Origin of the sequence: Pseudomonas sp. AL03 (assembly GCF_029960815.1) — a bacterium.
Taxonomy (GTDB): domain Bacteria; phylum Pseudomonadota; class Gammaproteobacteria; order Pseudomonadales; family Pseudomonadaceae; genus Aquipseudomonas.
Genome location: NZ_JASBRE010000005.1, coordinates 235,418 through 261,158, shown reverse-complemented (window position 1 = coordinate 261,158; position 25,741 = coordinate 235,418). Strand labels below are relative to the sequence as shown.

The window sequence follows — 25,741 nt, the reverse complement described above, 5'->3', positions numbered from 1 at the left end:
CGATCTGGCGAGCATTCTCGCCTAAATGGGTGTCCGGTTTCATTAGACCACTACACTATCGCTACCGCCGACCAACCGACGGGAAGTGGTTTCCGTTCGGTGCCGACCGCATAAAAGCGATCGACGCCGCGAAGCAGTTGAATCTGGAGTTTATGCGCGGTGCCGACCTGGTCGGCGCGGTGCTGAACAACGCCACAGAAACATTCGCCGGCTTCCTCGACAAGTACGAAGCCGACGTGTTGCCACCTCGCGAGCTGGCCAAGGGAACCCTGGGCTTGTACGCCGTACACTTTCGGCGCTTTCGCAAGCAGTTCGAGGGGAAGGCAGTGGACCAGATCACGATCCGCATGATCGCGGAAATGCTGGACGCTCTCACCCCGCGCACGGCGAACCAGTGTCGCGCGCTGCTGACCGACATATTCAACCACGCTGCAGCCAAGGGCCTGTGCCCGGACAACCCCGCGGCGAGTACGATCAATCGCATCGAGAAGAAACTGCGCAAGCGCCACACCGTCGAGGGGCTCAAAGCCATCAGGGAGAAGTCGCCTGAGTGGTTGAAGAACGCAATCGACCTGGCATTGATCACCGCCCAACGTCGCACCGATATCCTCGACATGCGCTTCGATGGAGTTCGGGAAGGATTTCTATATGTCGTCCAGAAGAAAACGGCCAAGGCCAGCGATGCTGCATGGATACGCTTTCGAGTGACGCCAGAGTTGCAGGCGGTCATCAGCCGGTGCCGTGACAATGTCGCCCCGCCGTACCTGGTCCACCGCAAGCCCGATCGTAAAAAGCAAAAGCAGGCGGAGACCAAGGCTCACTGGACGAAGGTTGAAGAGAGGTATTTGACTCGAGCATTCAAGGACGCCCGGGAAGCGGCAGAATGTTACAAGGGGTGGAAGGAAGAAGAGATGCCGGGCCTCCATGAAGTCAGAGCGCTGTCACTGCACCTGTACAAGAAAGCCGGTAAGGATGGGCAGAAGATCGCCGGTCACGCCAGCGAAGAGATGACGAAAAACTATCAGAAGGAGCACGACGAAGTGATCTGGTCCGATGCGATTCCGGACCTGAATATCAGCGAAATCACTGGGTAGTTTTGCGCCAGTTTTGCGCGGGTTTTGCGCAAGTCTGAAACGAGAAAGGGGATCAAGCCGCTAAGTGCTTGATCCCCTTACGAAATATGGTCGGGACGGAGTGATTCGAACACTCGACCCCTAGCACCCCATGCTAGTGCGCTACCGGACTGCGCTACGCCCCGACTAGGCGTGAATCTCGTTCCTCATCTCGAAGAACGCTCAAGAATATATCGCAAGCTTTTGAAAACTGAAAGTATTCAATCGCATGAGTTTATTTCTTGAGCACCACCAGCACATCTTCCAATTCGGCAATCATCTGTCGAATCATCTGCTTGTATTGAGTGGTATCGTCTTTGGCTTCATCGCCGGACAAGCGCAAACGTGCGCCGCCGATAGTGAACCCTTGATCGTAAAGAAGTGCGCGGATCTGCCGGATCATCAGCACGTCTTGTCGCTGATAATACCGGCGGTTTCCGCGGCGTTTGACGGGGTTGAGTTGAGGAAACTCCTGCTCCCAATAGCGCAGCACGTGCGGTTTTACGGCACACAGCTCGCTGACTTCACCGATAGTGAAGTAGCGTTTGCCTGGGATGACGGGTAGCTCGTCGTTATGACTTGGTTCCAGCATAAGCCTCAACTCGGGCCTTCAACTTCTGCCCTGGACGAAAGGTGACCACACGGCGAGCAGTGATCGGGATTTCTTCACCCGTTTTCGGATTGCGGCCAGGCCGCTGGCGTTTGTCCCGAAGGTCAAAATTGCCGAAACCGGACAATTTGACTTGTTCGTTGTCTTCAAGAGCGTGCCTGATTTCTTCAAAAAACAGTTCGACCAATTCCTTGGCTTCCCGTTTATTCAGGCCCAGCTCTTCATACAGACGTTCCGCCATCTCAGCTTTCGTCAGAGCCCCCATACGTCACTTCCTTAACGTGGCGTTCAACCTTTGTTCGAGCGAGGTGAGGATGTTTTGCGTCGTGGTATTCACCTCATCGTCATTAAGAGTGCGCGATGGATGCTGCCAGGTCAAGCCGACTGCAAGGCTTTTTCTATCAGGATCAATGCCTTTACCCTGATATACGTCAAATAGCCTGAGGTCTGTCAGCCATTCGCCTGCATTTTCACGGATTACGTCCAGTACGGCACTGGATGCAACGTCCTTGGCCGCAATCAGTGCCAGGTCACGACGCACTTCAGGAAAGCGCGATAACTCCTGGAATTTAGGCATTTTACCCCATGCCACTTCAGCCAGAACCAGCTCGAAAACGAAGACCGGACGGTCGAGACCGAGGGTTTTCGACAATTCTGGGTGAATAGCGCCGACGAAACCGACCAAGCGGCCTTCACGCTCGATGCGCGCGGTTTGACCCGGGTGCAGCGCTGGGTGTTTGCCCGGCACGAAGGTGAATGAATCCAGCGCACCGGCGAAGCCCAACACCGCTTCCACGTCAGCTTTGACGTCGAAGAAGTCCACGACATCGCGACCTTGTGCCCAGCCTTCCGGCAGGCGGCTACCGCAAACAACACCCGCCAGCATCGGCTCTTGCTTCAGGCCTTCCAGCTGACCGACGAAACGCAGGCCACTTTCGAACAAACGAACACGATCCTGCTGACGGTTCAGGTTGTGCTGAAGTGCCTTGACCAGACCAGGCCACAGGGACGAGCGCATGGCGGCCATGTCGTTCGAAATAGGGTTGGCCAACAACAGCGGTTCGACACCTGGATTAAACAGCTCGAATTGTTTCGGATCGATGAAACTGTAGGTGATCGCTTCCTGATAGCCACGGGCTACCAGCAGACGGCGCAGCTCAGGCAAATCGCTACGCGCTTCAGCCTTGGCTTGCGGCGCCAGACGAGCTTGCGGGTAGCGAACCGGTAGACGGTTGTAACCGTACAGACGGGCCAGCTCTTCGATCAGATCAACTTCCAGACTGATGTCGAAGCGATGGCTTGGCACTTCAACGCGCCACTGCCCCGCCCCATCGGCAGAAATCTTCAGGCCCAAGCCGCTGAGCAGTCGCTCGACTTCGGCCGAATCCATTTCCATACCCAGCATCTGGGTGATGCGTTGCGCACGCAGGGTAACCGGCGCAATCGACGGTAAATGCTGCTCGCTGACGGTTTCGATAATCGGGCCGGCTTCGCCGCCAGTGATTTCCAGCAGCAGGCCAGTGGCGCGCTCCATGGCTTCACGGGCCAGCTGCCAGTCCACGCCACGCTCGTAGCGGTGCGACGCGTCGGTATGCAGGCCGTAGGAACGAGCTTTGCCAGCAACAGCAATCTGGTCGAAGAACGCGCTTTCCAGGAATACGTCGCGAGTGGTCGCGGTGTTGACACCGCTGTGCTCACCGCCCATGACGCCGGCGATAGCCAAGGCGCGGGTGTGGTCGGCAATCACCAGCGTATCGCTACGCAGGCTGACTTCCTGACCGTCGAGCAGAACCAGCTTCTCGCCTTCTTCGGCCATGCGTACGCGGATGCCGCCATTGATTTCGGCGAGATCGAACGCGTGCAGCGGTTGACCCAGTTCCAGCATCACGTAGTTGGTGATGTCGACGGCAGCGTCAATGCTCCGCACGTCGGAACGACGCAGACGCTCGACCATCCACAGCGGCGTTGGCTTGGACAGGTCGACGTTACGGATCACCCGACCGAGGTAACGCGGGCAAGCGGCGGGCGCCAGCACTTCGACCGAGCGCACTTCGTCGTGCACGGCTGGAACGGTAGCAACGACCGGACGGGTGACTTCGGCGGCGTACAGCGCGCCCACTTCGCGGGCCAGACCGGCCAGGGACAGGCAGTCGCCGCGGTTCGGGGTAAGATCGACCTCGATGCTGGCGTCGTCCAGGCGCAGGTACTCACGAATGTCCTGACCCACCGGCGCATCGGCCGGCAATTCCATCAGGCCGTCGTTGCCTTCGCCGACTTGCAGTTCGGCCTGAGAGCACAGCATGCCGTTGGATTCAACGCCGCGCAGCTTGGCTTTCTTGATTTTGAAGTCGCCCGGCAGTTCGGCACCGATCATGGCGAACGGGATCTTCAGGCCCGGGCGCACGTTTGGTGCACCGCATACTACCTGGAAGGTCTCCGAGCCATTGCTGACCTGGCAAACGCGCAGCTTGTCAGCGTCCGGGTGCTGCTCGGTGCTCAGCACCTCGCCCACGACCACGCCATTGAATTCACCGGCGGCCAGCGTAACGCTATCGACCTCAAGACCGGCCATCGACAGACGAGCAACCAGCTCGTCGCGACTTACCTGCGGGCTTACCCAGCCACGCAGCCATTGTTCACTGAATTTCATCCTGCTCTCCTAAGAATTCGTTACGACTAGCGAAATTGCGCGAGGAACCGCAAGTCGTTGTCGAAGAACAGACGCAAGTCGTTCACGCCGTAACGCAGCATGGCTAGACGCTCAACGCCCATGCCGAAGGCAAAGCCCGAAAACTCTTCCGGGTCGATCTCGGACATGCGCAGCACGTTCGGGTGAACCATGCCGCAGCCCATCACTTCCAGCCAGCCCGTCTGCTTGCAGACACGGCAGCCTTTACCGCTGCACATCACGCATTCCATGTCGACTTCAGCGGATGGCTCGGTGAACGGGAAGTAGGAAGGACGGAATCGCACGGCCAGTTCTTTTTCGAAGAACACGCGCAGGAACTCTTCGATGGTGCCTTTCAGGTCGGCGAAGTTGATGTCGCGATCGACCAGCAGGCCTTCGACCTGGTGGAACATCGGCGAGTGGGTGATATCGGAATCGCTACGGTACACACGGCCCGGGCAGACGATGCGGATCGGCGGCTGTTTCGATTCCATGGTGCGGACCTGTACCGGCGAGGTATGGGTGCGCAACAACATGTTGGCATTGAAATAGAAGGTGTCGTGCATCGACCGGGCCGGGTGATGGCCTGGGATGTTGAGCGCTTCGAAGTTGTGGTAGTCGTCTTCGACCTCAGGGCCTTCGGCGATGCCGTAGCCGATGTGGGTGAAGAACTGTTCGATACGTTCCAGAGTGCGGGTAACCGGATGCAGACCACCCGAGGTCTGGCCACGGCCAGGCAGGGTCACGTCAATGGACTCGGCGGAGAGTTTGGCGGCTAGATCCGCCTCTTCAAACAATGCCTTGCGCGCATTGAGAACCTCTGTGACACGCTCCTTGGCAACGTTGATCAAAGCACCGACTTGCGGACGCTCTTCTGCCGGCAAATTCCCCAGGGTCTTCATCACCTGAGTCAATTCGCCCTTTTTGCCAAGGTAGTGAACCCGGATTTGCTCCAGGGCATTGATATCTTCAGCGCTTTGCACAGCCTCTAGTGCTTGAGAGACGAGCGCATCCAGGTTTTCCATGTACAGACTCCAGATACAAAATAGGGGAAGAGCTTGAAGGCTCTTCCCCTATTTATGACGTTTAACACCTGGCCCCACAGAGGTGAGGCTGGGTGACTGTCGGGGGTACTTAAGCCAAGGTGGCTTTAGCTTTCTCGACAATCGCAGCAAACGCCGCTTTTTCGTTCACTGCCAGATCAGCCAGAACCTTACGGTCGATCTCGATGGACGCTTTTTTCAGGCCGGCGATGAAACGGCTGTAGGACAGACCGTTGATACGTGCACCAGCGTTGATACGAGCGATCCACAGAGCGCGGAACTGACGTTTTTTCTGACGACGGTCACGGTAGGCGTATTGGCCTGCCTTGATTACCGCTTGCTTGGCAACACGGAACACGCGCGAACGAGCGCCGTAGTAGCCTTTGGCAAGTTTCAGAATTTTTTTGTGACGTTTACGGGCAACGACGCCACGCTTTACACGAGCCATGAGTTACTTCCTCTATTCTTGACTAAATTAACGAAGGCGCAGCATGCGCTCGACTTTTGCCACGTCACACGGTGCCAGCAAGCTGCTACCGCGCAGTTGACGCTTACGCTTGGTCGACATTTTAGTCAGGATGTGGCTCTTGAAAGCGTGCTTGTGCTTGATACCGTTAGCAGTTTTCAGAAACCGCTTAGCAGCACCACTTTTAGTTTTCATTTTTGGCATGTTCGGATACTCCGCATTCAGTTGATAAACATAATCAGAAGGCCTGCCGTGCCCTATTGATTACTTCTTCTTTTTCGGGGCGATGACCATGATCAGCTGGCGTCCTTCCATCTTAGGATGCTGTTCGACCGAACCGTACTCGAGCAAGTCACCTTCAACTCGCTTGAGGAGTTCCATCCCCAGCTCCTGGTGGGCCATCTCACGGCCGCGGAATCGCAAAGATACCTTGGCCCTGTCCCCATCACTCAGGAAACGTACCAGGTTGCGCAGTTTTACCTGGTAATCCCCTTCCTCCGTCCCTGGACGAAACTTGATTTCTTTAACCTGAATCTGCTTCTGGTTTTTCTTGGCCGCGGCAACCTGCTTCTTCTTCTCGAAGATCGATTTGCCGTAGTCCATCAGTTTGCAAACAGGGGGTACTGCATCGGCGGAAATTTCCACCAAATCCAGTTTGGCCTCTTCAGCCTTAAGAAGCGCGTCTTCAATTGACACAATCCCAAGCTGTTCACCTTCAGCCCCAATTAACCGAACCTCGCGTGCCGAGATATTCTCGTTGATCGGGGCTTTCGGTGCAGCTCGTTTATCTTGTCTCATTTCACGCTTAATAGTAATTACTCCGAATCTGGGCGACCACGCCGGGAAACCGCTTGCGCGAGAAACTCAGCGAACTGGGCGACGGGCATCGAGCCCAGGTCAGCACCTTCACGAGTACGCACAGCGACAGTCTGCATCTCGACTTCCCGATCTCCAATAACCAAGAGATAAGGAACCTTGAGCAAAGTATGCTCGCGGATTTTAAAGCCGATCTTTTCATTTCTCAAGTCAGACTTGGCACGAAATCCGCTTTCATTGAGAGTTTTTTCAACCTCAGCGGCAAAATCGGCCTGTTTATCTGTGATGTTCATGATCACTGCCTGGGTCGGAGCCAGCCACGCAGGGAATGCACCCTCGTAGTGCTCGATCAGGATTCCGACGAAACGTTCGAAGGAGCCGAGGATCGCCCGGTGCAACATCACCGGGTGCTTGCGACTGTTGTCTTCGGAGACGTATTCGGCTCCCAGACGGACAGGCAGGTTAAAATCGAGCTGCAGGGTACCACACTGCCAGACGCGGCCGAGGCAATCTTTCAGCGAGAACTCGATCTTCGGACCGTAGAAAGCACCCTCGCCCGGTTGCAGATCGTATGGCAGGCCAGCGCTATCAAGGGCTGCAGCCAATGCAGCTTCGGCGCGATCCCACAGCTCGTCGGAACCGACACGTTTTTCCGGACGAGTGGACAGCTTCATTTCGACTTCTTTGAAGCCGAAGTCGGCGTAGACGTCCATGGTCAGCTTGATGAATGCTGCGGATTCGGCCTGCATCTGCTCTTCGGTGCAGAAGATGTGGGCATCGTCCTGAGTGAACGCACGCACACGCATGATGCCGTGCAGCGCCCCCGATGGCTCATTGCGGTGGCAGGCACCGAATTCGGCCAGACGCATCGGCAACTCGCGGTAGCTTTTCAAGCCCTGATTGAACACTTGCACGTGGCAAGGGCAGTTCATCGGCTTGATGGCATAGTCGCGGTTTTCCGACTGAGTGGTGAACATGTTGTCGGCGTAGTTGGCCCAGTGCCCGGATTTCTCCCAGAGGCTGCGGTCAACGACCTGCGGAGTCTTGATCTCCAGATAGCCGTTGTCGCGCTGAACCTTGCGCATGTACTGCTCAAGCACTTGATACAGAGTCCAGCCGTTCGGGTGCCAGAACACCATGCCCGGCGACTCTTCCTGGGTGTGGAACAGGCCCAGACGCTTGCCGATCTTACGGTGATCGCGTTTTTCAGCTTCTTCGATGCGCTGGATATAAGCCGCCAACTGCTTTTTGTCGGCCCATGCGGTGCCATAAACGCGCTGCAATTGCTCGTTCTTGGCATCACCACGCCAGTAGGCGCCGGACAACTTGGTCAACTTGAAGGATTTCAGGAAGCGCGTGTTCGGTACGTGCGGACCGCGGCACATGTCGACGTATTCTTCGTGATAGTACAGACCCATGGCCTGTTCGTTCGGCATGTCCTCGACCAGGCGCAGCTTGTAGTCTTCACCACGGGCCTTGAACACTTCGATCACTTCGGCGCGCGGAGTGACTTTCTTGATCACGTCGTAATCTTTTTCGATCAGCTGCAGCATGCGCTGTTCGATGGCGGCCAGATCGTCCGGGGTGAAAGGACGTTCGAAGGCGATGTCGTAATAGAAGCCTTCGTCGATGACCGGACCGATGACCATTTTGGCCGCCGGGTACAGCTGCTTGACCGCATGGCCAACCAGGTGGGCGCAAGAGTGGCGAATGATCTCCAGCCCCTCTTCATCCTTTGGCGTAATGATTTGCAGCGTAGCGTCGCTGTCGATGATATCGCTGGCGTCAACCAGCTTGCCATCGACCTTGCCGGCCACAGTGGCTTTGGCCAGACCGGCACCAATGGATGCGGCGACCTCAGCTACGGAAACCGGATGATCGAATGAACGTTGACTGCCGTCGGGAAGAGTAATAGTTGGCATGGCGCCTCCTCTCCTAGTGGTGACCCCTACCAAAGGTCACGTGGGTTGGGATGAGCCAGTACAAGATCCGATTCCAGGCCATTCAATAACGAACGCCTGCCTTACAGCGGCAGGAGCCTTGCGGCCAACCGGAAAACCGAACCAGAGTGACTGGGATTCAAATCAGGGTTATTCGCGCTGTTGCCGCCACCGGGACTGAAGGTCATCCGGAGCTTGCAAACGCCCGAGCGGGGCATGCTAGCACAGATGAACGGTCGTCGATGCAACGACGCTTTGTGCTGGGGCAAATCATTCAATTTATGCCAGAGTGCTGAACTTGAACCCCGCTTTACCCCTCAGATAACAAGACATTGACCCACAAGGAGCATCCCAGCATGCATCTGAATCGTTTGTTCGCAGTAGTCGCCCCCATCGTTCTGCTGCTGCCATTGGCCGCCCACGCCGATTGGCCGAAGGGCGAGCGCGATAAATACATGGCTCAGTGCACAGAAGCGGCCACCCCGCAGATCGGTGCTGCCGCAGCGAAGGCTCACTGCGCATGCGGAGCCGATTCGATCAAGTCTTACCCGGCGGCTGATATTCAAGCATTGATGGACAACAAGGCCAGTCCAGACTTGCAACAGAAAGCACTGGGCCAGATAGCCAAATGCAAGGCCAATGTACCGGCGAAAAAGTGAGAAAAAAGTCCTTTTGACTCGGCTCAACGCTGATAAAAAGTGATGTATTTGAGCTTTTTCGTACAATTTATGCAGGTTTTACAGGTTTTTTTATTGTCTTTACTTTTGGTTGAAAGCCTTTTAAAACGGGGCTTGCAGCCAAATAAAGCAGCAAACGGAACGCGACTGCAGGGCAAACAGCGCGTCCGGGGGGCTCCCAAAGCGAACATTTCGACTATGATACCCCGGTGTGCCCAGTTGGCCTGAGCAGCACAGCACTACTGAAAATATATGTTTCTTGGAGATACACCATGTCTAATCGCCAAACCGGCACCGTTAAATGGTTCAACGATGAAAAAGGCTTCGGCTTCATCACTCCTCAAGGTGGCGGTGACGACCTGTTCGTACACTTCAAAGCTATCGAAAGCGACGGTTTCAAAAGCCTGAAAGAAGGCCAAACCGTTTCCTTCGTGGCTGAGAAAGGCCAAAAGGGTATGCAAGCTGCACAAGTCCGCGCTGAGTAATTTTCAGCCGCACTAAAAAAACCCCGTCCATGTGACGGGGTTTTTTATGGGCGAAACAAAAGCCTGAGTGATCAGCCGCAGTTGACGCGGATCACAATCCGACTGGCATCGGTGTTCAGGTTCAGCCGATCGGAACGGTACTCCAGGGTCACCATGTCGGTGGGCAAGAGGAACCGCGCATTCTGCGCGCCTGCGCGGGTACGCGCCTGCTCCAGCAGTTCAGGCGAAGCCTTTTTGCCGATGGTGAATTCGGCAGCCTTGGCTTCACATCGGCTGTGACCCGTATCAGTCGTCGTGACAGGGTCTGTTGTCGACTCGGTGGAGGTAGTGCTACAACCGGCCAGCACGGCAACGGCCAACAAAGTACCCAATGACGCGAGCTTCCAAGGCATGAAGCCTCCTTTTTTCAATAGTTAAGCTGAGATCGTGCGACAGCCAATCTGGCGTTTCGTTTCACATGGAGTACTAGCACCCCGCCCTTGATCTGGACACGCGGCGAGTTTGCCTGAGCATTCCCTGCCGTTCATCTCGCAATCGTGACTGAATATGAACAGCGCTCAATAGACGTCAATGTAGTCGAACGGTGGATTCGGCCAATTTTCCTTGAGCGCATTGAAAATCTGCATCACCCAGACTTCGTCGCTGGCCGCGACCAATCCTACATAACCGGAACCCTTGGCCCACGTCTCCAGACGAAACAGAAGCCTGCTGGTATCAGTGCCGCCCACTACCCCTGACGAAATGTAGGCGATGCCGCCCTTGGACACCCGCAATTGAGTGTGCTCATCGTCGCTGGCGGAAGCCAGCAGCTGACGCACAGCCTCAAGGGTCAAGCCGTCAGGAACGTTTAAATCGATCTGCACAGCACAGTCCTTGTAAATTCGTCAAAGACCAAGTGTCGCATAGCCCTCCTCTCATGCCTAAGTCGGAGTGTCAAAAGCCGCGCAAAATGGTTAACTCGACACTCAGACTTTCCCGACTTCACGAGCGCCATCATGACCACCGTAAGCATCGACGCCGACATCAAAGCCAAGTGGCCACAGGGCCACAGCTCTTACAGCCCGGGCAGCCCTGAAGAGTTGGCAATCATTGGCATCGATCTATTGGTCAAGGAGCTCGGGACGCAAGCCGCCCAGACATTCATCGCACAAATATTCGAGAAGTACCCCCTCAACTATAGGGGCCTGACAGATAGCGAGTGAACGTAAAACCCGCAGGCTGACACCTGCGGGTGTATGGCTTACTTCAGACGAGCCAGACGCTCGGTCAACAGGTCAAAGAAGCCCTGGGCGTCACCACTTTCAACCCAGAAGGCATTCTTCGGCGCTTTAAGGCCGTCATACCAGTCGACGATGGTTTGGCCGAACGTCGGGCCTTCGCGGCTATCAACGACCACATTGACCGAACGACCAGTGAATAGCTCAGGCTTGAGCAGGTAGGCGACGACGGTTGCGTCATGCACCGGACCACCCGGAATACCGTAGTGCTCCATGTCGCCTTTGACGTATTCGTTGAGAATATCGCCTACCAACTTGCTGGCATTGTTGTTGATTGCCGCGATCTGCTTCAAGCGCGCTTCGCTGGTGAGGATCTTGTGGGTCACGTCCAGCGGCAGATAGGTCAGCTTCACGCCACTTTTCAGCACCACTTCCGCAGCCTGCGGGTCAGCGAACAGGTTGAACTCGGCCACCGGAGTGATGTTGCCACCATTGAAGTGCGCACCGCCCATGATCACCACTTCCTTGATGCCCTGAACGATTTCAGGCTCCTGGATCAGCGCCAGGGCCAGATTGGTCTGCGGACCCAGCATGGCAATGGTGATGCTATGGGGCTTGGCGGCTTTCAAGGTATCGATCAGGTAATTGACCGCACTGCCTTCGGCCAGGCCTTTCTTTGGCTCATGTACGGTGACGCCCGACAGACCTTCCTTGCCATGGATGTTCTCGGCATAAATCGGCGTACGCATCAGCGGCTTTGGCGCACCCGCGTAGACTGGCACCTCCTCGCGCCCCGCCCACTCGCGGGCCAGCCGCGCATTACGCGAAGTCTTGTCCAGACGCACATTGCCGGCGACGGTGGTCAGCGCACGAATGTTCAGCTCTTCCGGCGACGCCAGGGCAAACAGCAAGGCGACCACGTCGTCGGCACCCGGATCGGTGTCGATGATCAAGTCGATTTTTTCCGCCGCCTGGGCGCTTGTTGCGGTAATCAGGGACAAAAGCAGCAAACTCCGGAGCAGGTGGTGCAGTTTCTGAGCATAGCGGTGCATAGCGCACTCCTTGTGCGTGGGACAGCAGAAAGACAACAGCGAGTTAGAACGTGACCCCCGCCACCAGCACGATGTTGCAATACGGCTGACATTCGCCTGTACGAACAATCGCCCGTGCCTGTCGGCTGAGGACTTTGAATTGGTCATGACTGAGCAGCTCACGCCGACCTAGCGCACCTTCGGCATTCAGCTCATCGAGCGTCGCCAACGCCGAAGGTTTCTTGTCCAGGATCTCCTGGGCCAGCACATGGCTCTCGACCTGCATTTCGCTGAGCACAACCTTCAACGTGCTGACGAAATCCGGGATGCCATGGGTCAGGGCCAGGTCGATCAGCTCAACGTTTGGTGGCACCGGCAGGCCTGCGTCGCCGATCACCACTATGTCGCCATGGCCCAGGGATGCGATCAGCCGCGACAGCGCGACGTTGAGCAAAGGTGTCTTTTTCATGGTGTTTTAAAGGCCTGTACGTCGGACAAGGTGGGGATCGAGGGTTGGGCGCCAGCACGGGTCACCGACAGCGCCGCGGCGACCTGACCGAAACGGATCGCTTCGGCTTCGCTTTTGCCCGCCGCCAGTGCTGCGGCGAAACCACCGACGAAGGTGTCGCCAGCCGCCGTGGTATCGACAGCTTTCACCTTCGGCGCAGGGAAATGCTCGAAGCTTTTGCCGTCGGCAAACAGCGAACCCTGAGCACCCAGGGTGATGATGACTTTTCCGGCGCCCATGGCGATCAACCGGTTCGCGGCGGTTTCGGCAGATGCCAGAGAATCCACTGGCAAACCACTCAGGGCCGAGGCCTCGCTTTCGTTGGGAATCAGGTAATCGATGGACGCGTACCAGTCCGCCGGCAGCGGGCGGCTGGCCGGTGCCGGATTGAGAATCACGGTCTTACCCAATTCACGGCCGCGCTTGAGCGCATGACCGACAGTGGCATCCGGCACTTCCAGCTGACAGATGATCACGTCGGCCGCCTGCAATACTGCAGCGAAACGGTCGATCACCGCTGGCGTCAGCGCGCCATTGGCACCGGCAACGATCACGATTGCGTTCTGGCTGTTGTCATCGACCACGATCAACGCTACGCCGCTGGAATCGTCGACGGTGCTGACCGCCTGGCAATCGATCTGTTCGACCAACAGCGCCCCGCGCAGTTCTTCGCCGTAGGCATCGCTGCCCACGCAACCGACCATTGATACCTGCGCCCCCAGCCTCGCCGCGGCAACCGCCTGATTCGCGCCCTTGCCACCGGAAACCGTGGCAAACGACTCGCCGATCAGCGTCTCACCGCCACGGGGCAGCCGTGACGCCCGGGTGACCAGGTCCATGTTCAGGCTGCCTATAACCACTACTTTTGCTGGCATACATCACTACTCATCAATTCTGTTTCGGCGGTGCTTTTGATTTAGCGGCTTTCCATTTCAACGGAACTGGGCGAACACGCCGGCCCGCGGCGCAGTCGACTCCCGCAAGACAATACTGGGCGTCACGATCCGTTGATCGGTGGCCATATCCGGTGTGGCGATTCTTCTTAAAAGCACTTCGGCTGCCATCTCACCGAGTTGCAGAATCGACTGCCCCACGGTGGTCAACGCCGGGTACACATAGCGGCTCATCTGAATATCGTCGAAGCCAATCACCGACAGCTCCGTCGGCACACGAATATTGCGCTCGGCCGCCGCTCGCAGCACACCGATGCCAATCATGTCGTTACCGGCGAAGATCGCGCTCGGCGGGTTCTTCTCCAGCAGGATCGCGGCGGCGTTGTAACCGCCGGTGCTGGTGAAGTCGCTTTCAAGCATGCGCTCGCGGGGCACTTCGACACCCGCCTCTTTCAGGGCACGGCAATAACCGGCCAGACGCATCTGCGCCACGCTGGTACTCGCCGGCCCACCAATGGTGGCGATGTCCCGATGCCCCAACTCCAAAAGGTGGCGAGTCGCCAGATAGGCGCCGTATTCGTGATCGATGCGCACCAGATCGGCATTGACACCTTCCAGTCCACGGTCAACGATCACCATCGGTGTACGCACGCCTGCCAGGCCTTCTGCCAACCCTGCATCACCGCCGGCCGAAGCGACGATCAGCCCGTCGATGCGTTTTTCCAGCAGTACGCGCAGGTAGCTGCGTTGCTTGTCCGGGTTGTCGTCGGAATTACAGAGGATCACGCAGTAGCCGTTACGCTCGCAGTAATCCTCAATGCCTCGCGCCAATTCGGCGAAGTACGGGTTGAGGCTGTTGGGCACCAGCAGACCGATGGTCGCCGTGGTTTTGGCCTTGAGGGACCGGGCCACGGCACTGGGCACGTAGTCGAGGGTTTTGATCGCGGCCTCGACCTTGACCCGTACCTCTTCACTGACCGGCCGGGTCTTGTTCACTACGTGGGAAACCGTGGTGTAGGAAATTCCCGCGAGCGCTGCCACATCCTTGATTGTTGCCATGACTCAGGTCCGCCGGCTTGCGCGCTGACTGCGATAGGTATCAAGCACCACCGCCACCACGATGACCGCGCCGGTAATGATGCGTTTGGTAGGTTCGGTCGCGCCAATCTGCGCCAGACCGGCCGCCAATACGGAAATGATCAAAACCCCGAAAAAAGTGCTGATGACGGAACCGCGCCCGCCCATCAGGCTGGTACCGCCGATCACCACCGCGGCGATCACTTGCAGTTCAAGCCCGGAGCCGGCATTCGGATCTGCCGCTTCCAGACGGGAAATCTGGAACAGCGCGGCAATACCGGCCAGCAATCCCATCAGACTGAACACCAGGATCTTGTAGGGCTTGGGATTGATTCCTGCCAGACGCACGGCTTCTTCGTTGGTGCCGATGCCGATCAGGTAACGCCCGAACACGGTGCGCGTCAGCACCGCCTGGGCAATGAAGATGATCAGCAAGGCAATGATGAACGACGGCGAGATGCCGAAGGCGATCGGGTTGGACAACCAGGCAAAGGCGTCACCGATATAGGCCGTGCGCGATCCGGTCATCTGATACGCCACGCCGCGGGCCATTTCCAATACGCCGAGGGACACGATGAACGACGGAATTCGCCACGCGACGGTGATCGAACCGGTGATCGTCCCGGCCAGTGCCGCCGCCGCCATTCCGAGCAGCGCCGCAGGCAGTACGCTCCAGCCCCAACCGAGAATGGCCACGCTGACCGTTGACGCCGCGAGCGCGAGCACCGAACCCACCGACAAGTCGATGCCGCCAATGATCAACACGAACGTCATGCCGACCGCCAGCACCATCAAGTCCGGAATCTGGTTGGCCAGGGTGCTGAAAGTGTCGTAGGACAGGAAATGGCTGCTCAGAACCGAGAACAGCGCGACCATTGCCAGCAAGGCACCGGCCAGGCCCAGATAGGTGCCGAGGCCGTAAAAGTTACCACTACGTTTGCCGGCAGACACTGCAGTATTCATGTGAGATCCCTAGGCGCTGCTTCATTGAGCAACGCATCACGTTTTTGGTAGCCGGCGAACGCCGCGGCAAGCAAATCATCCTGGGTCCAGCTATCGCGCTCAAAGGTGTCGATCAGACGCCCCGCCGAGAGCACGCCGATCCGGTCGCAGATCAACATCAGTTCACGCAGGTCGCTGGACACCACCACCAGCGCTTTGCCTTGACGGGTCAACTCGCCGAGCAAGGCATAGATGTCAAACTTGGCGCCGACGTCGATGCCACGCGTGGGCTCGTCGAACAACAACACTGAACAATCGCGCTCCAGCCAACGGCCAATCACGACTTTCTGCTGGTTGCCGCCGGAGAGTTCCGACACCAGTTGTGTCGGGCTGGAGCTGCGGATGCGCATGGCGTCGATCTGACGCTGGGCCAAGGCCATCTCGTCACCGTTGTTGACGAAGCCACCGCTGGAAATCACCGGCATGTTGCCCAAGGCAATATTGGCGCTGATCGATTGAGTCAGCAGCAGGCCTTCGCCCTTGCGGTCTTCGGTGATCAGGGCGATGCCATGACCGACCGCATCAGCCGGTGACCGGATACTGACAACCTGCGCCGGCGAACCGAGCGCAACAGTGCCGCTGTCTGCAATGTCAGCACCGAAAATCAGCCGCAGCAACTCGGTGCGCCCTGCCCCGATCAAACCGGAGATCCCGTAGATCTCGCCGGCGCGTACTTCGAAGGATACATCGCGAACCTTGTCGGAACGGGTCAGCCCTTTGACCGTCAAGGCTGGAGCACCAATCTTGCGCGAGCCCATGTCGATGTGTTCGCCGAGTTCACGACCGACCATCAGCGTAACCAGTTGCTCGCTGTTGTAATTGGCCATCGGCTCGACGCAAACCAGGTTGCCATCGCGCAGGACCGCAATACGCTGGGCAACCCGCGCCAGCTCTTCGAGACGGTGCGAGATATAGATGATCGACACGCCGCGAGCTTGCAGACGAGTGATTTGCTCGAACAGCATCTCGACTTCGCGGCTCGTCAACATCGCGGTCGGTTCGTCGAGGATCAGCACGTGGCAATCGCCGATCAGGTTGCGGGCGATCTCCACCATTTGCTGGTGACCAATGCCCAATTCGCCCACCAGCGTGTCCGGGTCAATCGCGTCGAGGCCGACCTGGGCCATGGCTTCGATCGCAGCCTTGCGCAATTGCTTGCGACTGATCCAGCCGCCGTTGCTGGGCAGGTTATCGAGAAACAGGTTTTCCGCCACCGACAGGGTCGGCAACAGATTGAGTTCTTGCATCACCATTCGGATGCCCAGGTCTTCGGCCTGCGTGCGGCTGCCGGGGCGGTATTCCTGACCCTGGAATTGCATCTGGCCGGTGGTCGGTGTGACCAACCCGCCGATGATTTTCGACAAGGTGCTTTTGCCAGCGCCGTTTTCGCCGGTCAGCGCCAGCACTTCACCGCGCATCAGCGTCAGGTCGATGCCGGTCAGGACGGGTTGGGCGTAGGTCTTACCGATACCGCTGACCGAGAGGACAGCGTTCGGGGCGGAAACTGACATAAAAACTCTCCATGCGCTCGCCCCGACGGGCGAGCACCGTTGTGTCGCCAGAAGGACTACTGGGTGACCAGCTCTACCGGAGTTTCGATGACGCTATTGGCGCCGCTGTCGACTTTCTCACCTTTGATGATCTTCAGCGCAGTCTCGATGCCAAACACGGCTTGCCTGGCTGCAAACTGGTCAGCGGTGGCCAGGACACGGCCATCCTTGAGCATCGGCTTGATGGCGTTGATGTTGTCGTAACCGACCACTTGCACCTTGCCAGCCTTGCCCGCGGCGCGAACAGCGGAAACAGCGCCGACGGCCATGCTGTCGTTGCCGGCCAGCAGGGCTTTAACTTGCGGGTACTCGCTGAGGATCGAGGCAGCAACCTTGTTGCCCTTGTCGATTTCCCAATCGCCGGACTGTAAGGACACAACCTTGATCTGGGCTGCTTCCATCGCATCCTTGAAACCTGCGGTGCGCTGCTGGGCGTTGGTGGTGGTGGACACGCCTTCGATGATGCCGACTTCGTCACCGGCCTTCAGTTGCTTGGCCAGGTACTCGCCCACCAGACGCGCGCCTTTGCGGTTGTCCGGGCCTACGAACGGTACGGTGATGTTCTTGCTTTTGACGACCGCCGGGTCCAGCTGGTTGTCGATGTTGATCACGGTGATACCGGCATCGATGGCTTTCTTGATCACTGGAACCATGGCCTTGGAGTCAGCTGGCGCGATGACCAGCGCATTGACCTTGGCCAGAATCATTTGCTCGACGATGCGCGTCTGGCCAGCCGTGTCGGTTTCGTCTTTGATGCCGTTGGAGATCAGCTCGAAATCGCCGGAGTGGTCTTTCTGATAGGCCTTGGCGCCGTCTTCCATGGTCAGGAAGAATTCGTTGGCCAGGGATTTCATGACCAGCGCGACTTTTGGTTTTTCAGGGGGCTCGGCGAAGGCCGAAGAGACAGGCAACGCGGCGGATGCGGCAGCCAGCATAGCGACTGCGAGAAGACGTCCAGCGAATGGCAGCTTCATGGGTTCACTCCGATCTTATGATTATTGTGAGCAACGCTTGCGTTGGCGTAGGCTTCACTGCGCTCTCCAATGGATCAACCACCGGGAGTGCCGCGCAAACGTTTGCGTAGACCGAACTATGCGAACCCTGCCGGGATTTGTCAACGAGCAGAAAAGCTGTTTTGCCGGGGCAACCCGCAAAAGCAGGGTATCCATGTCATGCCGTCGTGTTAACCACCGATCCAGCACCGGAGCCCTTGGCCATTTCCTTGTACAGGCTGTTGGCCGTTTCCAGTATTGCAGCAGTGGTATCGGCCATTTGTCCCTGAATCGCCATCACGACTGTGGTCTTGGCTTCAGGCGTCGGGTAAGACGCTGCTTGGGCTGCCGCCAATTGTTGCTGCTGTTGACGCAGTTGCTCTTGCAGCTCTTTCAGACGCTGCAGCAAAACCTTTTCCGCGACAGAGGCATTGTCGGCGCCATTCGTTTCAGTCGACTCCGCACTTTTCCCCAGGCCCACAGCACCGGTTCTGACTTGCTTGCTGTCGCTTTCCTTCGTACCCAACGCTTGATTCGCGGCATCGGCCGCCTCATCGCTTAACGCTCGAATCGTAGCGGCGGACTTACCGCCGATGGTGACGCCTACGGCATTTTGGATACCAACAGATAACGACATGTCAACTCCTGAAAAAGAAAGGTCCTTTAAAGAGGCATCGACCTACGCGCGGGTTTCTTTAGCACTGATTCACAATCTGGCAAGGCGGTTTGCTCTACAGAGGTCGTAGTACTTTTCGGAGAGCCGAACACAAATGCTTAACACGTTCGGAAACCCGGACATCCGACGGTGTAACCACTTCACCAACTCACACAAATTCTGATAAAAATCATCAGGTTAAAAATTTTTCTCATTCAAAGTACGACTGGTACAGATCCTGCTCTTCTCCTGCACCCCAAGCGTTCAGATCAGCTTGGGGCGTATCTAGATGAACCTGCATCAGCACCGTCTCACTACTAGAGAGAAAAATAATGACATCTGCTTTCAAGACCTTCGTTCCGGGCGCTTTGGCCCTCTTGCTGCTCCTGCCCACCGCCGTTCAGGCAAAAGAAGTCGAAACCCAACAGAAACTGGCGAACGTGGTGATCCTGGCCACCGGTGGCACCATTGCCGGCGCGGGCGCCAGCGCGGCTAACAGCGCGACCTATCAAGCGGCAAAAGTCGGCATCGAACAATTGATTGCCGGGGTCCCGGAACTCAGCCAATTGGCTAACGTTCGTGGCGAACAGGTGATGCAGATCGCGTCGGAAAGCATCACCAACGACAACCTGCTGCAACTGGGTCGTCGCGTGGCTGAGCTGGCCGACAGCAACGACGTCGACGGCATCGTCATCACCCACGGCACCGACACCCTGGAAGAGACCGCCTACTTCCTGAACCTGGTGGAAAAAACCGACAAGCCCATCATCGTCGTCGGTTCCATGCGCCCAGGTACCGCAATGTCGGCCGATGGCATGCTGAACCTGTACAACGCGGTGGCCGTGGCCAGCAGCAAAGATGCACGCGGCAAAGGCGTACTGGTGACCATGAACGATGAAATCCAGTCGGGTCGCGACGTCAGCAAAATGATCAACATCAAGACCGAGGCGTTCAAAAGTGCCTGGGGCCCACTCGGCATGGTGGTCGAAGGCAAATCCTACTGGTTCCGCCTGCCGGCCAAGCGTCACACCATGGACTCGGAATTCGACATCAAAACCATCAAGAGCCTGCCTGACGTAGAAATCGCCTATTCCTACGGCAATGTCAGCGATACCGCCTACAAAGCGCTGGCGCAGTCCGGCGCCAAAGCCATCATTCACGCCGGTACCGGCAATGGCTCAGTCTCGTCCCGTGTAGTCCCATCGCTGCAAGCCCTGCGCAAGGACGGCGTGCAAATCATTCGTTCGTCCCACGTCAACGCCGGCGGTTTCGTACTGCGTAACGCCGAACAGCCGGACGACAAGTACGACTGGGTTGTGGCGCATGACCTGAACCCGCAAAAAGCCCGCATCCTGGCCATGGTCGCACTGACCAAGACCAACGACAGCAAAGAGCTGCAACGGATGTTCTGGGAGTACTGATTCGCCCTCGCCTGACCGGTTCCAGTCGGGCACCGCTTTCACCACTCGCCAACCCAGGCGAGTGGTTCACGCCTCCTTCCGATACTCCGATAAAAATTTTCTCATGGTCCTACACCAAATGCGGAAAACCGCTGTCAGAGGATTTTCTTGGATTTTAAGCAGTTGCGAAAATGCCTACAGTTAAATACTGTATGCACGTACAGCTTAATAAGGATAATTCCATGGCCAACACCTCTGCCTCTCCTGACTCCTATGAACGCATGGGTATGCGCGTTCAGAAAATCATCAATTCCCCCACCGCCCAAAAAGCCAAAGCCGCATTGATCTTCCGTCTACCGGACGAACCCGTGGACGAGTGGGAACAATTGCTCGAAGAAATTGACGAGAACGACAACGTCACCCTCGCCTATCGCGACGATGGCGGTGTGCAGATTTTCTGGGTTGTGCCGAAGGAAGATTGAGTCAATGAGTGTTCGCTGGTTTGCTTTGCTGTTTCTGTTCATCACTCTCGGTGCCCAGGCTGGCGCCCCCCGCACCTTCAACGAAGCCAAAAAAGTCGCCTGGAAGCTCTACGCACCGCAATCCACGGAGTTCTATTGCGGGTGCAAATACACCGGCAACAAGGTCAACCTCGCAGCCTGCGGTTATGTACCGCGCAAAAACGCCAAGCGCGCTTCCCGCATCGAGTGGGAGCACATTGTTCCGGCCTGGCAGATCGGCCATCAGCGCCAGTGCTGGCAAGAAGGAGGGCGCAAGAACTGCACGCGTTACGATCCGACCTATCAGAAGGCCGAAGCCGACTTGCACAACCTGGTGCCGAGCATTGGTGAGGTGAATGGCGATCGCAGCAACTTCAGTTTCGGCTGGTTGCCGGTGCAGTCGGGCCAATACGGTTCGTGCCTGACCCAGGTCGACTTCAAGGCGAAGAAGGTCATGCCCCGCCCATCCATACGCGGCATGATCGCCCGGACGTATTTCTACATGAGCAAGCAGTACGGTTTGCGCCTGTCGAAACAGGATCGACAACTGTACGAAGCCTGGAACAAAACCTATCCGGTAGAGGCCTGGGAACGTCAGCGTAACCAGAGTGTGGCGTGCGTCATGGGACGTGGCAACGAGTTTGTCGGCCCGGTCGATATGAAAGCCTGCGGTTAAGCGCTCGCTGAAATCGGCATAGGGGACGGCCTTCATAGGCCGCTCCCCTGCCACACCACCCGGCATGCGGGTCCGCACCGGGCGGTTCGAGAGATTGAGGTTATGAGAGTCGCACCAGTCCCAGCCTGTCGAACCATGCCACATCCAACACTCGATTCCGCTCAAATCGGCTGTTACGCCACCCGCTATTCGAGTTGGCCGCCACTTTCCGGGCCGTTTGACTGCTGGCTCCCAGCACCCTCAGTTCGCGGTAGATCGTCGGTCCACGCCGCCACTGCTTAAGCGGGATCGCTCGCAGTCGGTGTCGTATCCATTCGTCCAGCTCTCGCCAGATTTTCGGTGTTTGTGACAACCCAAAGTAAGTTTTCCAGCCCAAGAGATAAGGGCGTAGATTGGGGGCGACGCCCAAAAGGCATATCCAAGAAACTTGCGACCAAACGCATTCGCCACCGCACTCTTGCTCGCGTTGACACTCAAGTGCAGCTTTTCATACAGACGCTTCAGCAAAGCCCTTACCCGCTGCCCAGCCCTGCGGCTGCGAACATACACATTCGCATCGTCGGCATAACGTACGAAGCAATGACCTCGACGTTCAAGCTCCCGATCCACTTCGTCCAGCAGCACATTCGCCAGCAACGGCGACAGCGGGCCACCTTGCGGCGCCCCGCAACGGCTTTTCTCGACCACGCCATCGATCAGCGTTCCCGCATCCAGATACGCCCGAATCAGCCGGATAACCGCCCGATCCGCAATCCGCTTGCGTAAACGATCAATCAAAATATCGTGGTCGTCCCGGTCGAAGAACTTCTCCAGATCAACATCCACCACCACTCTGCTGGATCGAGTAATGGCTGCAAGACTTGCAGCAAGGCTTGCTGGATCAAACGGTCGGTGACCCTTGGGCTACCCAACTCGCGTTCACCGCCGTCAGGTTTGGGAATGGCCACACGGCGTACCGGACTGGGCCGGTAGGTACCGGATAGAAGTTGTTCACGAATCTTCGGCCATTGAGTCAGCAGATGTTCGGCGGTCTGTTCAATATCCAGACCGTCGACTCCCGCTGCACCTTTGTTGGCTTTGACCCGCTTCCAGGCCCGCTTCAGGTTTTCTCTCGCAAAGGCCCGCTCCATTTTCTCTCGTTCGGCCCTTCGTCAAAAAAAAGACTACTACGGCCTCTGCTGACTTCTCGCTCCGGCTGGCGCCGTCGCCCTGTCAGGCACAAGGCGAGATCTCCCCAGGTAAGAACGCAATCCCCCCGCACAACCGCCGGATTTACGCTGCCTGACCCTTGACCACTAGAGCTTCGCGGTTTGCTGCCCGCTGGCCCTGATCGGCATCGCCTTGTATCCGGTTCTTGTCCATCGGCTCACGGTTTCGATTCACGCTTCCTCCCCACACTCGGTCGCCCTCATGCAGTTGCGCTTCACTTCGTTCGCTGTGGTCAGCTCACGGTGGGACTTTCACCCACAAGATTGCGCCCATGCTGGGCGCACAACAAAAACGGCACCTTCCGGTGCCGTTCGCGTTTCACAGTACAGCTATTATTTACGCGCGTCCGCCCACGACTTCAGCAGTTCGTTGTAGTTCACGGTTTCACCCTGAGGCTTCTCGTTCGCCAGTTTGGGTTTCGGTGCACCCGGCTGGTCAAACCAGTATTGCGCATCGCGCTCCGGGTTCATCTTCGGTGCGCAAGTGGCTTGCGCCTTCGAGCGTTCCAGACGGGACATGATCGCGTCCTGATCCTTGGCCAGACCGTCGAGAGCCTGTTGTGGGGTTTTCTCGCCACTCGCGGCTTCGGCAATGTGGCTCCACCACAGTTGCGCCAGACGCGGATAGTCCGGCACGTTGGTCCCCGTCGGCGTCCATTGCACGCGGGCCGGGCTGCGGTAGAACTCCACCAGGCCACCGAGTTTCGGTGCCAGTTCGGTCATCGCTTGTGAGTTGATGTCCGACTCGCGGATCGGGGTCAGGCCGACGATGGTTTTCTTCAGCGAGACGGTTTTCGAGGTCACGAACTGCGCATAGAGCCAGGCTGCGAGTTTCTGTTTCTCAGGCGTGGACTTCATGAAAGTCCAGGAACCCACGTCCTGATACCCCAGCTTCATGCCCTCCTCCCAGTACGGTCCGCGCGGTGATGGCGCCATGCGCCATTTCGGCGTGCCATCGGCGTTCATCACCGCCAGACCCGGCTTGGTCATGTCGGCGGTAAATGCGGTGTACCAGAAGATCTGCTGGGCGATATTGCCCTGGGACGGCACCGGACCGGATTCGGAGAAAGTCATGCCCGCCGCTTCGGGTGGTGCGTACTTCTTCAGCCAGTCGACGTACTTGGTAGTGGCAAACACCGCCGCCGGGCCGTTGGTGTCGCCGCCGCGGGTTACGCTGGAGCCGACCGGGTGGCAGTCCTCGACGCGAATGCCCCACTCGTCCACCGGCAAACCGTTGGGGATGCCTTTGTCGCCGGCGCCGGCCATGGAAAACCAGGCGTCGGTGAAACGCCAACCCAGCGACGGGTCTTTCTTGCCATAGTCCATGTGCCCGTAAACGCGCTTGCCGTCGATTTCCTTGACGTCTTCGCTGAAGAACTTGGCGATGTCTTCATAGGCCGACCAGTTCACCGGTACGCCCAACTCGTAGCCGTACTTTTCCTTGAACTTGGCTTTCAGGTCCGCGCGTTCAAACCAGTCGGCGCGGAACCAGTAGAGGTTGGCGAACTGCTGGTCGGGCAGCTGATAGATCTTGCCGTCCGGCGCCGTAGTGAACGAGATGCCGATGAAGTCTTTGATGTCCAGGGTCGGCGAGGTGTAGGCCTTGCCTTCGTTGGCCATCAGGTCGGTGATCGATTCGGTTTTGCCGTAGCGAAAGTGCGTACCGATCAGGTCCGAGTCGTTGACCCAGCCGTCATAGATATTCTTGTCCGATTGCATCTGGGTCTGCAGCTTTTCCACCACGTCGCCTTCCTGCAGCAAGTCGTGGGTCAGCTTGATCCCGGTGATCTCGGTGAAAGCCTTGGCCAGCACCTTGGATTCATATTCGTGGGTGGCAATGGTTTCCGAAACCACCTTGATGTTCATCCCGCGAAACGGCTCGGACGCTTTGATAAACCACTTCAGCTCTTCGAGCTGCTGGGCTTCGGTCAGGGTGGACGGTTTGAACTCGCTGCCAATCCATTTCTTGGCGGCGTCTTCATAGGCTTCGGCCCAGGCCGCAGCGCTCAACCCGCTGAGTGCCAGCAAGGCTGCCAATGAAACGCTATGTCGCAGCTTATTGTTTTTGTTGAACATAGAGACCTCCTTATTGAGTTTCGGAGCAACTTTGCCGAGCGATTCGACTAGCCCCAACGCATCACAGCCAACAGCCACACCAGGGACAACGCGGACGCCATCCAGATGCTCCAGTCGGTGACGCCGATTACCAGCAAATGCAGGTAGGCGCTGCCGAGAAGACCGATAAACAAGCGATCGCCACGGGTGGTGGCAATCGGCAACAAACCACGCCGAAGCATGCTCGGCGAACGCAATTCCCACGTCGTCATGCCCACCAGAATCAGGCCAATGACGATAAAGAACGCTGCTGTGGGGGTGGTCCAACTCATCCATTCCATCATCAGCTCCTCAGACCCGGCCCAGGGCAAAGCCCTTGGCCACGTGGTTGCGAACAAACCAGATCACCAGCATGCCCGGCAGGATGGTCAACACCCCCGCCGCCGCCAGCACGCCCCAGTCAATGCCAGACGCCGAGACCGTGCGCGTCATCACCGCCGCAATCGGTTTGGCATTGACCGACGTCAGCGTTCGCGCGAGCAGCAGTTCGACCCAGGAAAACATGAAGCAGAAAAATGCGGTGACACCGATCCCGGAGCCAATCAGCGGGACGAAAATCTTCACGAAGAACTTGGGGAAACTGTAGCCATCGATGTAGGCGGTTTCGTCGATCTCCTTGGGCACGCCGGACATGAAACCTTCGAGGATCCACACCGCCAGCGGCACGTTAAACAGGCAGTGGGCCAAGGCCACAGCGATGTGGGTGTCGAACAAACCAATCGAGGAATACAACTGGAAGAACGGCAGCAAAAACACCGCCGGTGGCGCCATGCGGTTGGTCAGTAGCCAGAAGAACAGGTGCTTGTCGCCGAGGAACCGATAGCGCGAGAACGCATACGCCGCCGGCAATGCCACGCTCAGCGAAATCACCGTGTTAAGGCTCACGTAGTACAGCGAGTTGAGGTAACCGGTGTACCAGGCCGGATCGGTGAAGATCACCTTGTAGTTGGCGAAGGTAAAATCCTGCGGAAACAGGGTCAAGCCACTGAGGATTTCGGTGTTGCTCTTGAAGGACATGTTCAGCAACCAGTAGATCGGCACCAGCAGGAACAGGATGTAGATCAGCAATGGGATCAGCTTTCTTTTGCTCATGGCGGACC

At 57.5% G+C, this 25,741-nt stretch carries 28 protein-coding genes, 1 tRNA gene and 1 pseudogene; 7 read left to right on the top strand and 23 right to left on the bottom strand.

The window, feature by feature from the left end; all coding sequences use genetic code 11:
* Window positions 1-2: 2 nt before the first annotated feature.
* Window positions 3-1,094 (top strand): tyrosine-type recombinase/integrase, encoded by a 1,092-nt coding sequence (locus tag QK293_RS08040; RefSeq protein WP_282376642.1) that lies wholly within the window; start codon window positions 3-5, stop codon window positions 1,092-1,094.
* A gap of 87 nt (window positions 1,095-1,181) precedes the next feature.
* Here the strand turns inward: QK293_RS08040 and QK293_RS08035 are convergent.
* The 9 genes from QK293_RS08035 to thrS all read right to left on the bottom strand — a co-directional run bounded on the left by QK293_RS08035 (window position 1,182) and on the right by thrS (window position 8,637).
* Window positions 1,182-1,258 (bottom strand) — tRNA-Pro (locus tag QK293_RS08035).
* An 89-nt stretch (window positions 1,259-1,347) separates the two neighbouring features.
* Window positions 1,348-1,704, bottom strand: coding sequence for a MerR family transcriptional regulator (locus tag QK293_RS08030; RefSeq protein ID WP_003179985.1), 357 nt, complete (start codon window positions 1,702-1,704; stop codon window positions 1,348-1,350).
* Window positions 1,685-1,987 carry an integration host factor subunit alpha gene (ihfA, locus tag QK293_RS08025; protein WP_002553164.1) on the bottom strand — a complete coding sequence of 101 codons (303 nt, stop codon included), beginning with the start codon at window positions 1,985-1,987 and terminating at the stop codon, window positions 1,685-1,687. The genes QK293_RS08030 and ihfA overlap by 20 nt, the downstream gene beginning before the upstream one ends.
* A gap of 3 nt (window positions 1,988-1,990) precedes the next feature.
* Window positions 1,991-4,372, bottom strand: a complete 2,382-nt coding sequence (gene pheT, locus QK293_RS08020) for a phenylalanine--tRNA ligase subunit beta (protein ID WP_282376641.1) — start codon at window positions 4,370-4,372, stop codon at window positions 1,991-1,993.
* A gap of 26 nt (window positions 4,373-4,398) precedes the next feature.
* Window positions 4,399-5,415 carry a phenylalanine--tRNA ligase subunit alpha gene (pheS, locus tag QK293_RS08015; protein WP_282376640.1) on the bottom strand — a complete coding sequence of 339 codons (1,017 nt, stop codon included), beginning with the start codon at window positions 5,413-5,415 and terminating at the stop codon, window positions 4,399-4,401.
* 109 nt (window positions 5,416-5,524) lie between these two features.
* On the bottom strand, window positions 5,525-5,881 hold the full coding sequence (gene rplT / locus QK293_RS08010; protein WP_047275143.1) for a 50S ribosomal protein L20: 357 nt from the start codon (window positions 5,879-5,881) through the stop codon (window positions 5,525-5,527).
* Window positions 5,882-5,908: 27 nt separating this feature from the next.
* Complete coding sequence (gene rpmI / locus QK293_RS08005; protein ID WP_008145659.1) at window positions 5,909-6,103, bottom strand: 50S ribosomal protein L35; 195 nt, start codon at window positions 6,101-6,103, stop codon at window positions 5,909-5,911.
* 60 nt (window positions 6,104-6,163) lie between these two features.
* Window positions 6,164-6,715 (bottom strand): translation initiation factor IF-3, encoded by a 552-nt coding sequence (infC, locus tag QK293_RS08000; RefSeq protein WP_176469887.1) that lies wholly within the window; start codon window positions 6,713-6,715, stop codon window positions 6,164-6,166.
* Complete coding sequence (thrS, locus tag QK293_RS07995; protein WP_282376639.1) at window positions 6,715-8,637, bottom strand: threonine--tRNA ligase; 1,923 nt, start codon at window positions 8,635-8,637, stop codon at window positions 6,715-6,717. The genes infC and thrS overlap by 1 nt, the downstream gene beginning before the upstream one ends.
* A 374-nt stretch (window positions 8,638-9,011) precedes the next feature.
* On the opposite strand from thrS, the gene QK293_RS07990 reads away from it, so the two are divergent.
* Window positions 9,012-9,314 (top strand): hypothetical protein, encoded by a 303-nt coding sequence (locus QK293_RS07990; protein WP_282376638.1) that lies wholly within the window; start codon window positions 9,012-9,014, stop codon window positions 9,312-9,314.
* Window positions 9,315-9,604: 290 nt separating this feature from the next.
* Window positions 9,605-9,817, top strand: coding sequence for a cold-shock protein (locus tag QK293_RS07985; RefSeq protein ID WP_007905882.1), 213 nt, complete (start codon window positions 9,605-9,607; stop codon window positions 9,815-9,817).
* A gap of 71 nt (window positions 9,818-9,888) precedes the next feature.
* On the opposite strand, the gene QK293_RS07980 is transcribed toward QK293_RS07985, so the two are convergent.
* A complete protein-coding gene (locus QK293_RS07980; protein ID WP_282376637.1) occupies window positions 9,889-10,209 on the bottom strand; it encodes an I78 family peptidase inhibitor in 321 nt (106 codons plus the stop codon).
* Window positions 10,210-10,374: 165 nt separating this feature from the next.
* Entirely contained in the window at window positions 10,375-10,680 is a 306-nt protein-coding gene (locus QK293_RS07975) for a hypothetical protein (RefSeq protein WP_282376636.1), read from the bottom strand.
* Window positions 10,681-10,812: 132 nt separating this feature from the next.
* On the opposite strand from QK293_RS07975, the gene QK293_RS07970 reads away from it, so the two are divergent.
* Window positions 10,813-11,019: a hypothetical protein gene (locus QK293_RS07970; protein ID WP_282376634.1), complete on the top strand. Its 207-nt coding sequence runs from the start codon at window positions 10,813-10,815 to the stop codon at window positions 11,017-11,019.
* Window positions 11,020-11,057: 38 nt separating this feature from the next.
* Here the strand turns inward: QK293_RS07970 and QK293_RS07965 are convergent, their stop codons facing one another.
* From QK293_RS07965 to QK293_RS07930, 8 genes are all read right to left on the bottom strand, one after another.
* The gene (locus QK293_RS07965) at window positions 11,058-12,086 is read right to left on the bottom strand and encodes a nucleoside hydrolase (RefSeq protein WP_282376632.1); all 1,029 of its coding nucleotides are present in this window, start codon (window positions 12,084-12,086) and stop codon (window positions 11,058-11,060) included.
* 43 nt (window positions 12,087-12,129) lie between these two features.
* Window positions 12,130-12,534 carry a D-ribose pyranase gene (gene rbsD / locus QK293_RS07960; RefSeq protein WP_282376631.1) on the bottom strand — a complete coding sequence of 135 codons (405 nt, stop codon included), beginning with the start codon at window positions 12,532-12,534 and terminating at the stop codon, window positions 12,130-12,132.
* On the bottom strand, window positions 12,531-13,448 hold the full coding sequence (gene rbsK, locus QK293_RS07955) for a ribokinase (RefSeq protein ID WP_282376630.1): 918 nt from the start codon (window positions 13,446-13,448) through the stop codon (window positions 12,531-12,533). Before rbsK ends, rbsD begins: the two co-directional genes overlap by 4 nt.
* 57 nt (window positions 13,449-13,505) lie before the next feature.
* Window positions 13,506-14,525: a LacI family DNA-binding transcriptional regulator gene (locus QK293_RS07950; protein WP_282376629.1), complete on the bottom strand. Its 1,020-nt coding sequence runs from the start codon at window positions 14,523-14,525 to the stop codon at window positions 13,506-13,508.
* A gap of 3 nt (window positions 14,526-14,528) precedes the next feature.
* Window positions 14,529-15,506, bottom strand: a complete 978-nt coding sequence (locus QK293_RS07945) for an ABC transporter permease (protein WP_282376628.1) — start codon at window positions 15,504-15,506, stop codon at window positions 14,529-14,531.
* Window positions 15,503-17,056 (bottom strand): sugar ABC transporter ATP-binding protein, encoded by a 1,554-nt coding sequence (locus tag QK293_RS07940; protein WP_282376626.1) that lies wholly within the window; start codon window positions 17,054-17,056, stop codon window positions 15,503-15,505. The genes QK293_RS07945 and QK293_RS07940 overlap by 4 nt, the downstream gene beginning before the upstream one ends.
* A gap of 56 nt (window positions 17,057-17,112) precedes the next feature.
* Window positions 17,113-18,069, bottom strand: a complete 957-nt coding sequence (locus QK293_RS07935) for a sugar ABC transporter substrate-binding protein (RefSeq protein ID WP_282376624.1) — start codon at window positions 18,067-18,069, stop codon at window positions 17,113-17,115.
* 196 nt (window positions 18,070-18,265) lie between these two features.
* On the bottom strand, window positions 18,266-18,724 hold the full coding sequence (locus QK293_RS07930; protein WP_282376623.1) for a hypothetical protein: 459 nt from the start codon (window positions 18,722-18,724) through the stop codon (window positions 18,266-18,268).
* 350 nt (window positions 18,725-19,074) lie between these two features.
* On the opposite strand from QK293_RS07930, the gene QK293_RS07925 reads away from it, so the two are divergent.
* The 3 genes from QK293_RS07925 to QK293_RS07915 all read left to right on the top strand — a co-directional run bounded on the left by QK293_RS07925 (window position 19,075) and on the right by QK293_RS07915 (window position 21,318).
* On the top strand, window positions 19,075-20,163 hold the full coding sequence (locus tag QK293_RS07925) for an asparaginase (RefSeq protein ID WP_282376622.1): 1,089 nt from the start codon (window positions 19,075-19,077) through the stop codon (window positions 20,161-20,163).
* Between the two features lie 221 nt (window positions 20,164-20,384).
* Window positions 20,385-20,624, top strand: coding sequence for a DUF1654 domain-containing protein (locus tag QK293_RS07920; RefSeq protein WP_282376621.1), 240 nt, complete (start codon window positions 20,385-20,387; stop codon window positions 20,622-20,624).
* Window positions 20,625-20,628: 4 nt separating this feature from the next.
* Window positions 20,629-21,318, top strand: coding sequence for an endonuclease I family protein (locus QK293_RS07915; RefSeq protein WP_150658867.1), 690 nt, complete (start codon window positions 20,629-20,631; stop codon window positions 21,316-21,318).
* Window positions 21,319-21,418: 100 nt separating this feature from the next.
* Here QK293_RS07915 and QK293_RS07910 read toward each other — a convergent pair.
* From QK293_RS07910 to QK293_RS07895, 4 genes and pseudogenes are all read right to left on the bottom strand, one after another.
* Window positions 21,419-22,448, bottom strand: a pseudogene (locus QK293_RS07910) (reverse transcriptase domain-containing protein); the annotation flags it as partial.
* Window positions 22,449-22,859: 411 nt separating this feature from the next.
* A complete protein-coding gene (locus QK293_RS07905) occupies window positions 22,860-24,602 on the bottom strand; it encodes an ABC transporter substrate-binding protein (protein WP_282376619.1) in 1,743 nt (580 codons plus the stop codon).
* Window positions 24,603-24,649: 47 nt separating this feature from the next.
* Window positions 24,650-24,922, bottom strand: a complete 273-nt coding sequence (locus QK293_RS07900) for a DUF2160 domain-containing protein (RefSeq protein ID WP_282376618.1) — start codon at window positions 24,920-24,922, stop codon at window positions 24,650-24,652.
* A gap of 10 nt (window positions 24,923-24,932) precedes the next feature.
* Window positions 24,933-25,733, bottom strand: a complete 801-nt coding sequence (locus tag QK293_RS07895) for a carbohydrate ABC transporter permease (protein WP_017339615.1) — start codon at window positions 25,731-25,733, stop codon at window positions 24,933-24,935.
* Between the last annotated feature and the right edge of the window lie 8 nt (window positions 25,734-25,741).

Coding starts and splice junctions, on each gene's coding strand:
- QK293_RS08030 (WP_003179985.1), bottom strand. CDS start 1,704: ATGCTGGAACCAAGTCATAACGACGAGCTACCCGTCATCCCAGGCAAA.
- ihfA (WP_002553164.1), bottom strand. CDS start 1,987: ATGGGGGCTCTGACGAAAGCTGAGATGGCGGAACGTCTGTATGAAGAG.
- pheT (WP_282376641.1), bottom strand. CDS start 4,372: ATGAAATTCAGTGAACAATGGCTGCGTGGCTGGGTAAGCCCGCAGGTA.
- pheS (WP_282376640.1), bottom strand. CDS start 5,415: ATGGAAAACCTGGATGCGCTCGTCTCTCAAGCACTAGAGGCTGTGCAA.
- rplT (WP_047275143.1), bottom strand. CDS start 5,881: ATGGCTCGTGTAAAGCGTGGCGTCGTTGCCCGTAAACGTCACAAAAAA.
- rpmI (WP_008145659.1), bottom strand. CDS start 6,103: ATGCCAAAAATGAAAACTAAAAGTGGTGCTGCTAAGCGGTTTCTGAAA.
- thrS (WP_282376639.1), bottom strand. CDS start 8,637: ATGCCAACTATTACTCTTCCCGACGGCAGTCAACGTTCATTCGATCAT.
- QK293_RS07990 (WP_282376638.1), top strand. CDS start 9,012: ATGCATCTGAATCGTTTGTTCGCAGTAGTCGCCCCCATCGTTCTGCTG.
- QK293_RS07985 (WP_007905882.1), top strand. CDS start 9,605: ATGTCTAATCGCCAAACCGGCACCGTTAAATGGTTCAACGATGAAAAA.
- QK293_RS07980 (WP_282376637.1), bottom strand. CDS start 10,209: ATGCCTTGGAAGCTCGCGTCATTGGGTACTTTGTTGGCCGTTGCCGTG.
- QK293_RS07970 (WP_282376634.1), top strand. CDS start 10,813: ATGACCACCGTAAGCATCGACGCCGACATCAAAGCCAAGTGGCCACAG.
- QK293_RS07965 (WP_282376632.1), bottom strand. CDS start 12,086: ATGCACCGCTATGCTCAGAAACTGCACCACCTGCTCCGGAGTTTGCTG.
- rbsD (WP_282376631.1), bottom strand. CDS start 12,534: ATGAAAAAGACACCTTTGCTCAACGTCGCGCTGTCGCGGCTGATCGCA.
- rbsK (WP_282376630.1), bottom strand. CDS start 13,448: ATGCCAGCAAAAGTAGTGGTTATAGGCAGCCTGAACATGGACCTGGTC.
- QK293_RS07950 (WP_282376629.1), bottom strand. CDS start 14,525: ATGGCAACAATCAAGGATGTGGCAGCGCTCGCGGGAATTTCCTACACC.
- QK293_RS07945 (WP_282376628.1), bottom strand. CDS start 15,506: ATGAATACTGCAGTGTCTGCCGGCAAACGTAGTGGTAACTTTTACGGC.
- QK293_RS07940 (WP_282376626.1), bottom strand. CDS start 17,056: ATGTCAGTTTCCGCCCCGAACGCTGTCCTCTCGGTCAGCGGTATCGGT.
- QK293_RS07935 (WP_282376624.1), bottom strand. CDS start 18,069: ATGAAGCTGCCATTCGCTGGACGTCTTCTCGCAGTCGCTATGCTGGCT.
- QK293_RS07930 (WP_282376623.1), bottom strand. CDS start 18,724: ATGTCGTTATCTGTTGGTATCCAAAATGCCGTAGGCGTCACCATCGGC.
- QK293_RS07925 (WP_282376622.1), top strand. CDS start 19,075: ATGACATCTGCTTTCAAGACCTTCGTTCCGGGCGCTTTGGCCCTCTTG.
- QK293_RS07920 (WP_282376621.1), top strand. CDS start 20,385: ATGGCCAACACCTCTGCCTCTCCTGACTCCTATGAACGCATGGGTATG.
- QK293_RS07915 (WP_150658867.1), top strand. CDS start 20,629: ATGAGTGTTCGCTGGTTTGCTTTGCTGTTTCTGTTCATCACTCTCGGT.
- QK293_RS07905 (WP_282376619.1), bottom strand. CDS start 24,602: ATGTTCAACAAAAACAATAAGCTGCGACATAGCGTTTCATTGGCAGCC.
- QK293_RS07900 (WP_282376618.1), bottom strand. CDS start 24,922: ATGGAATGGATGAGTTGGACCACCCCCACAGCAGCGTTCTTTATCGTC.
- QK293_RS07895 (WP_017339615.1), bottom strand. CDS start 25,733: ATGAGCAAAAGAAAGCTGATCCCATTGCTGATCTACATCCTGTTCCTG.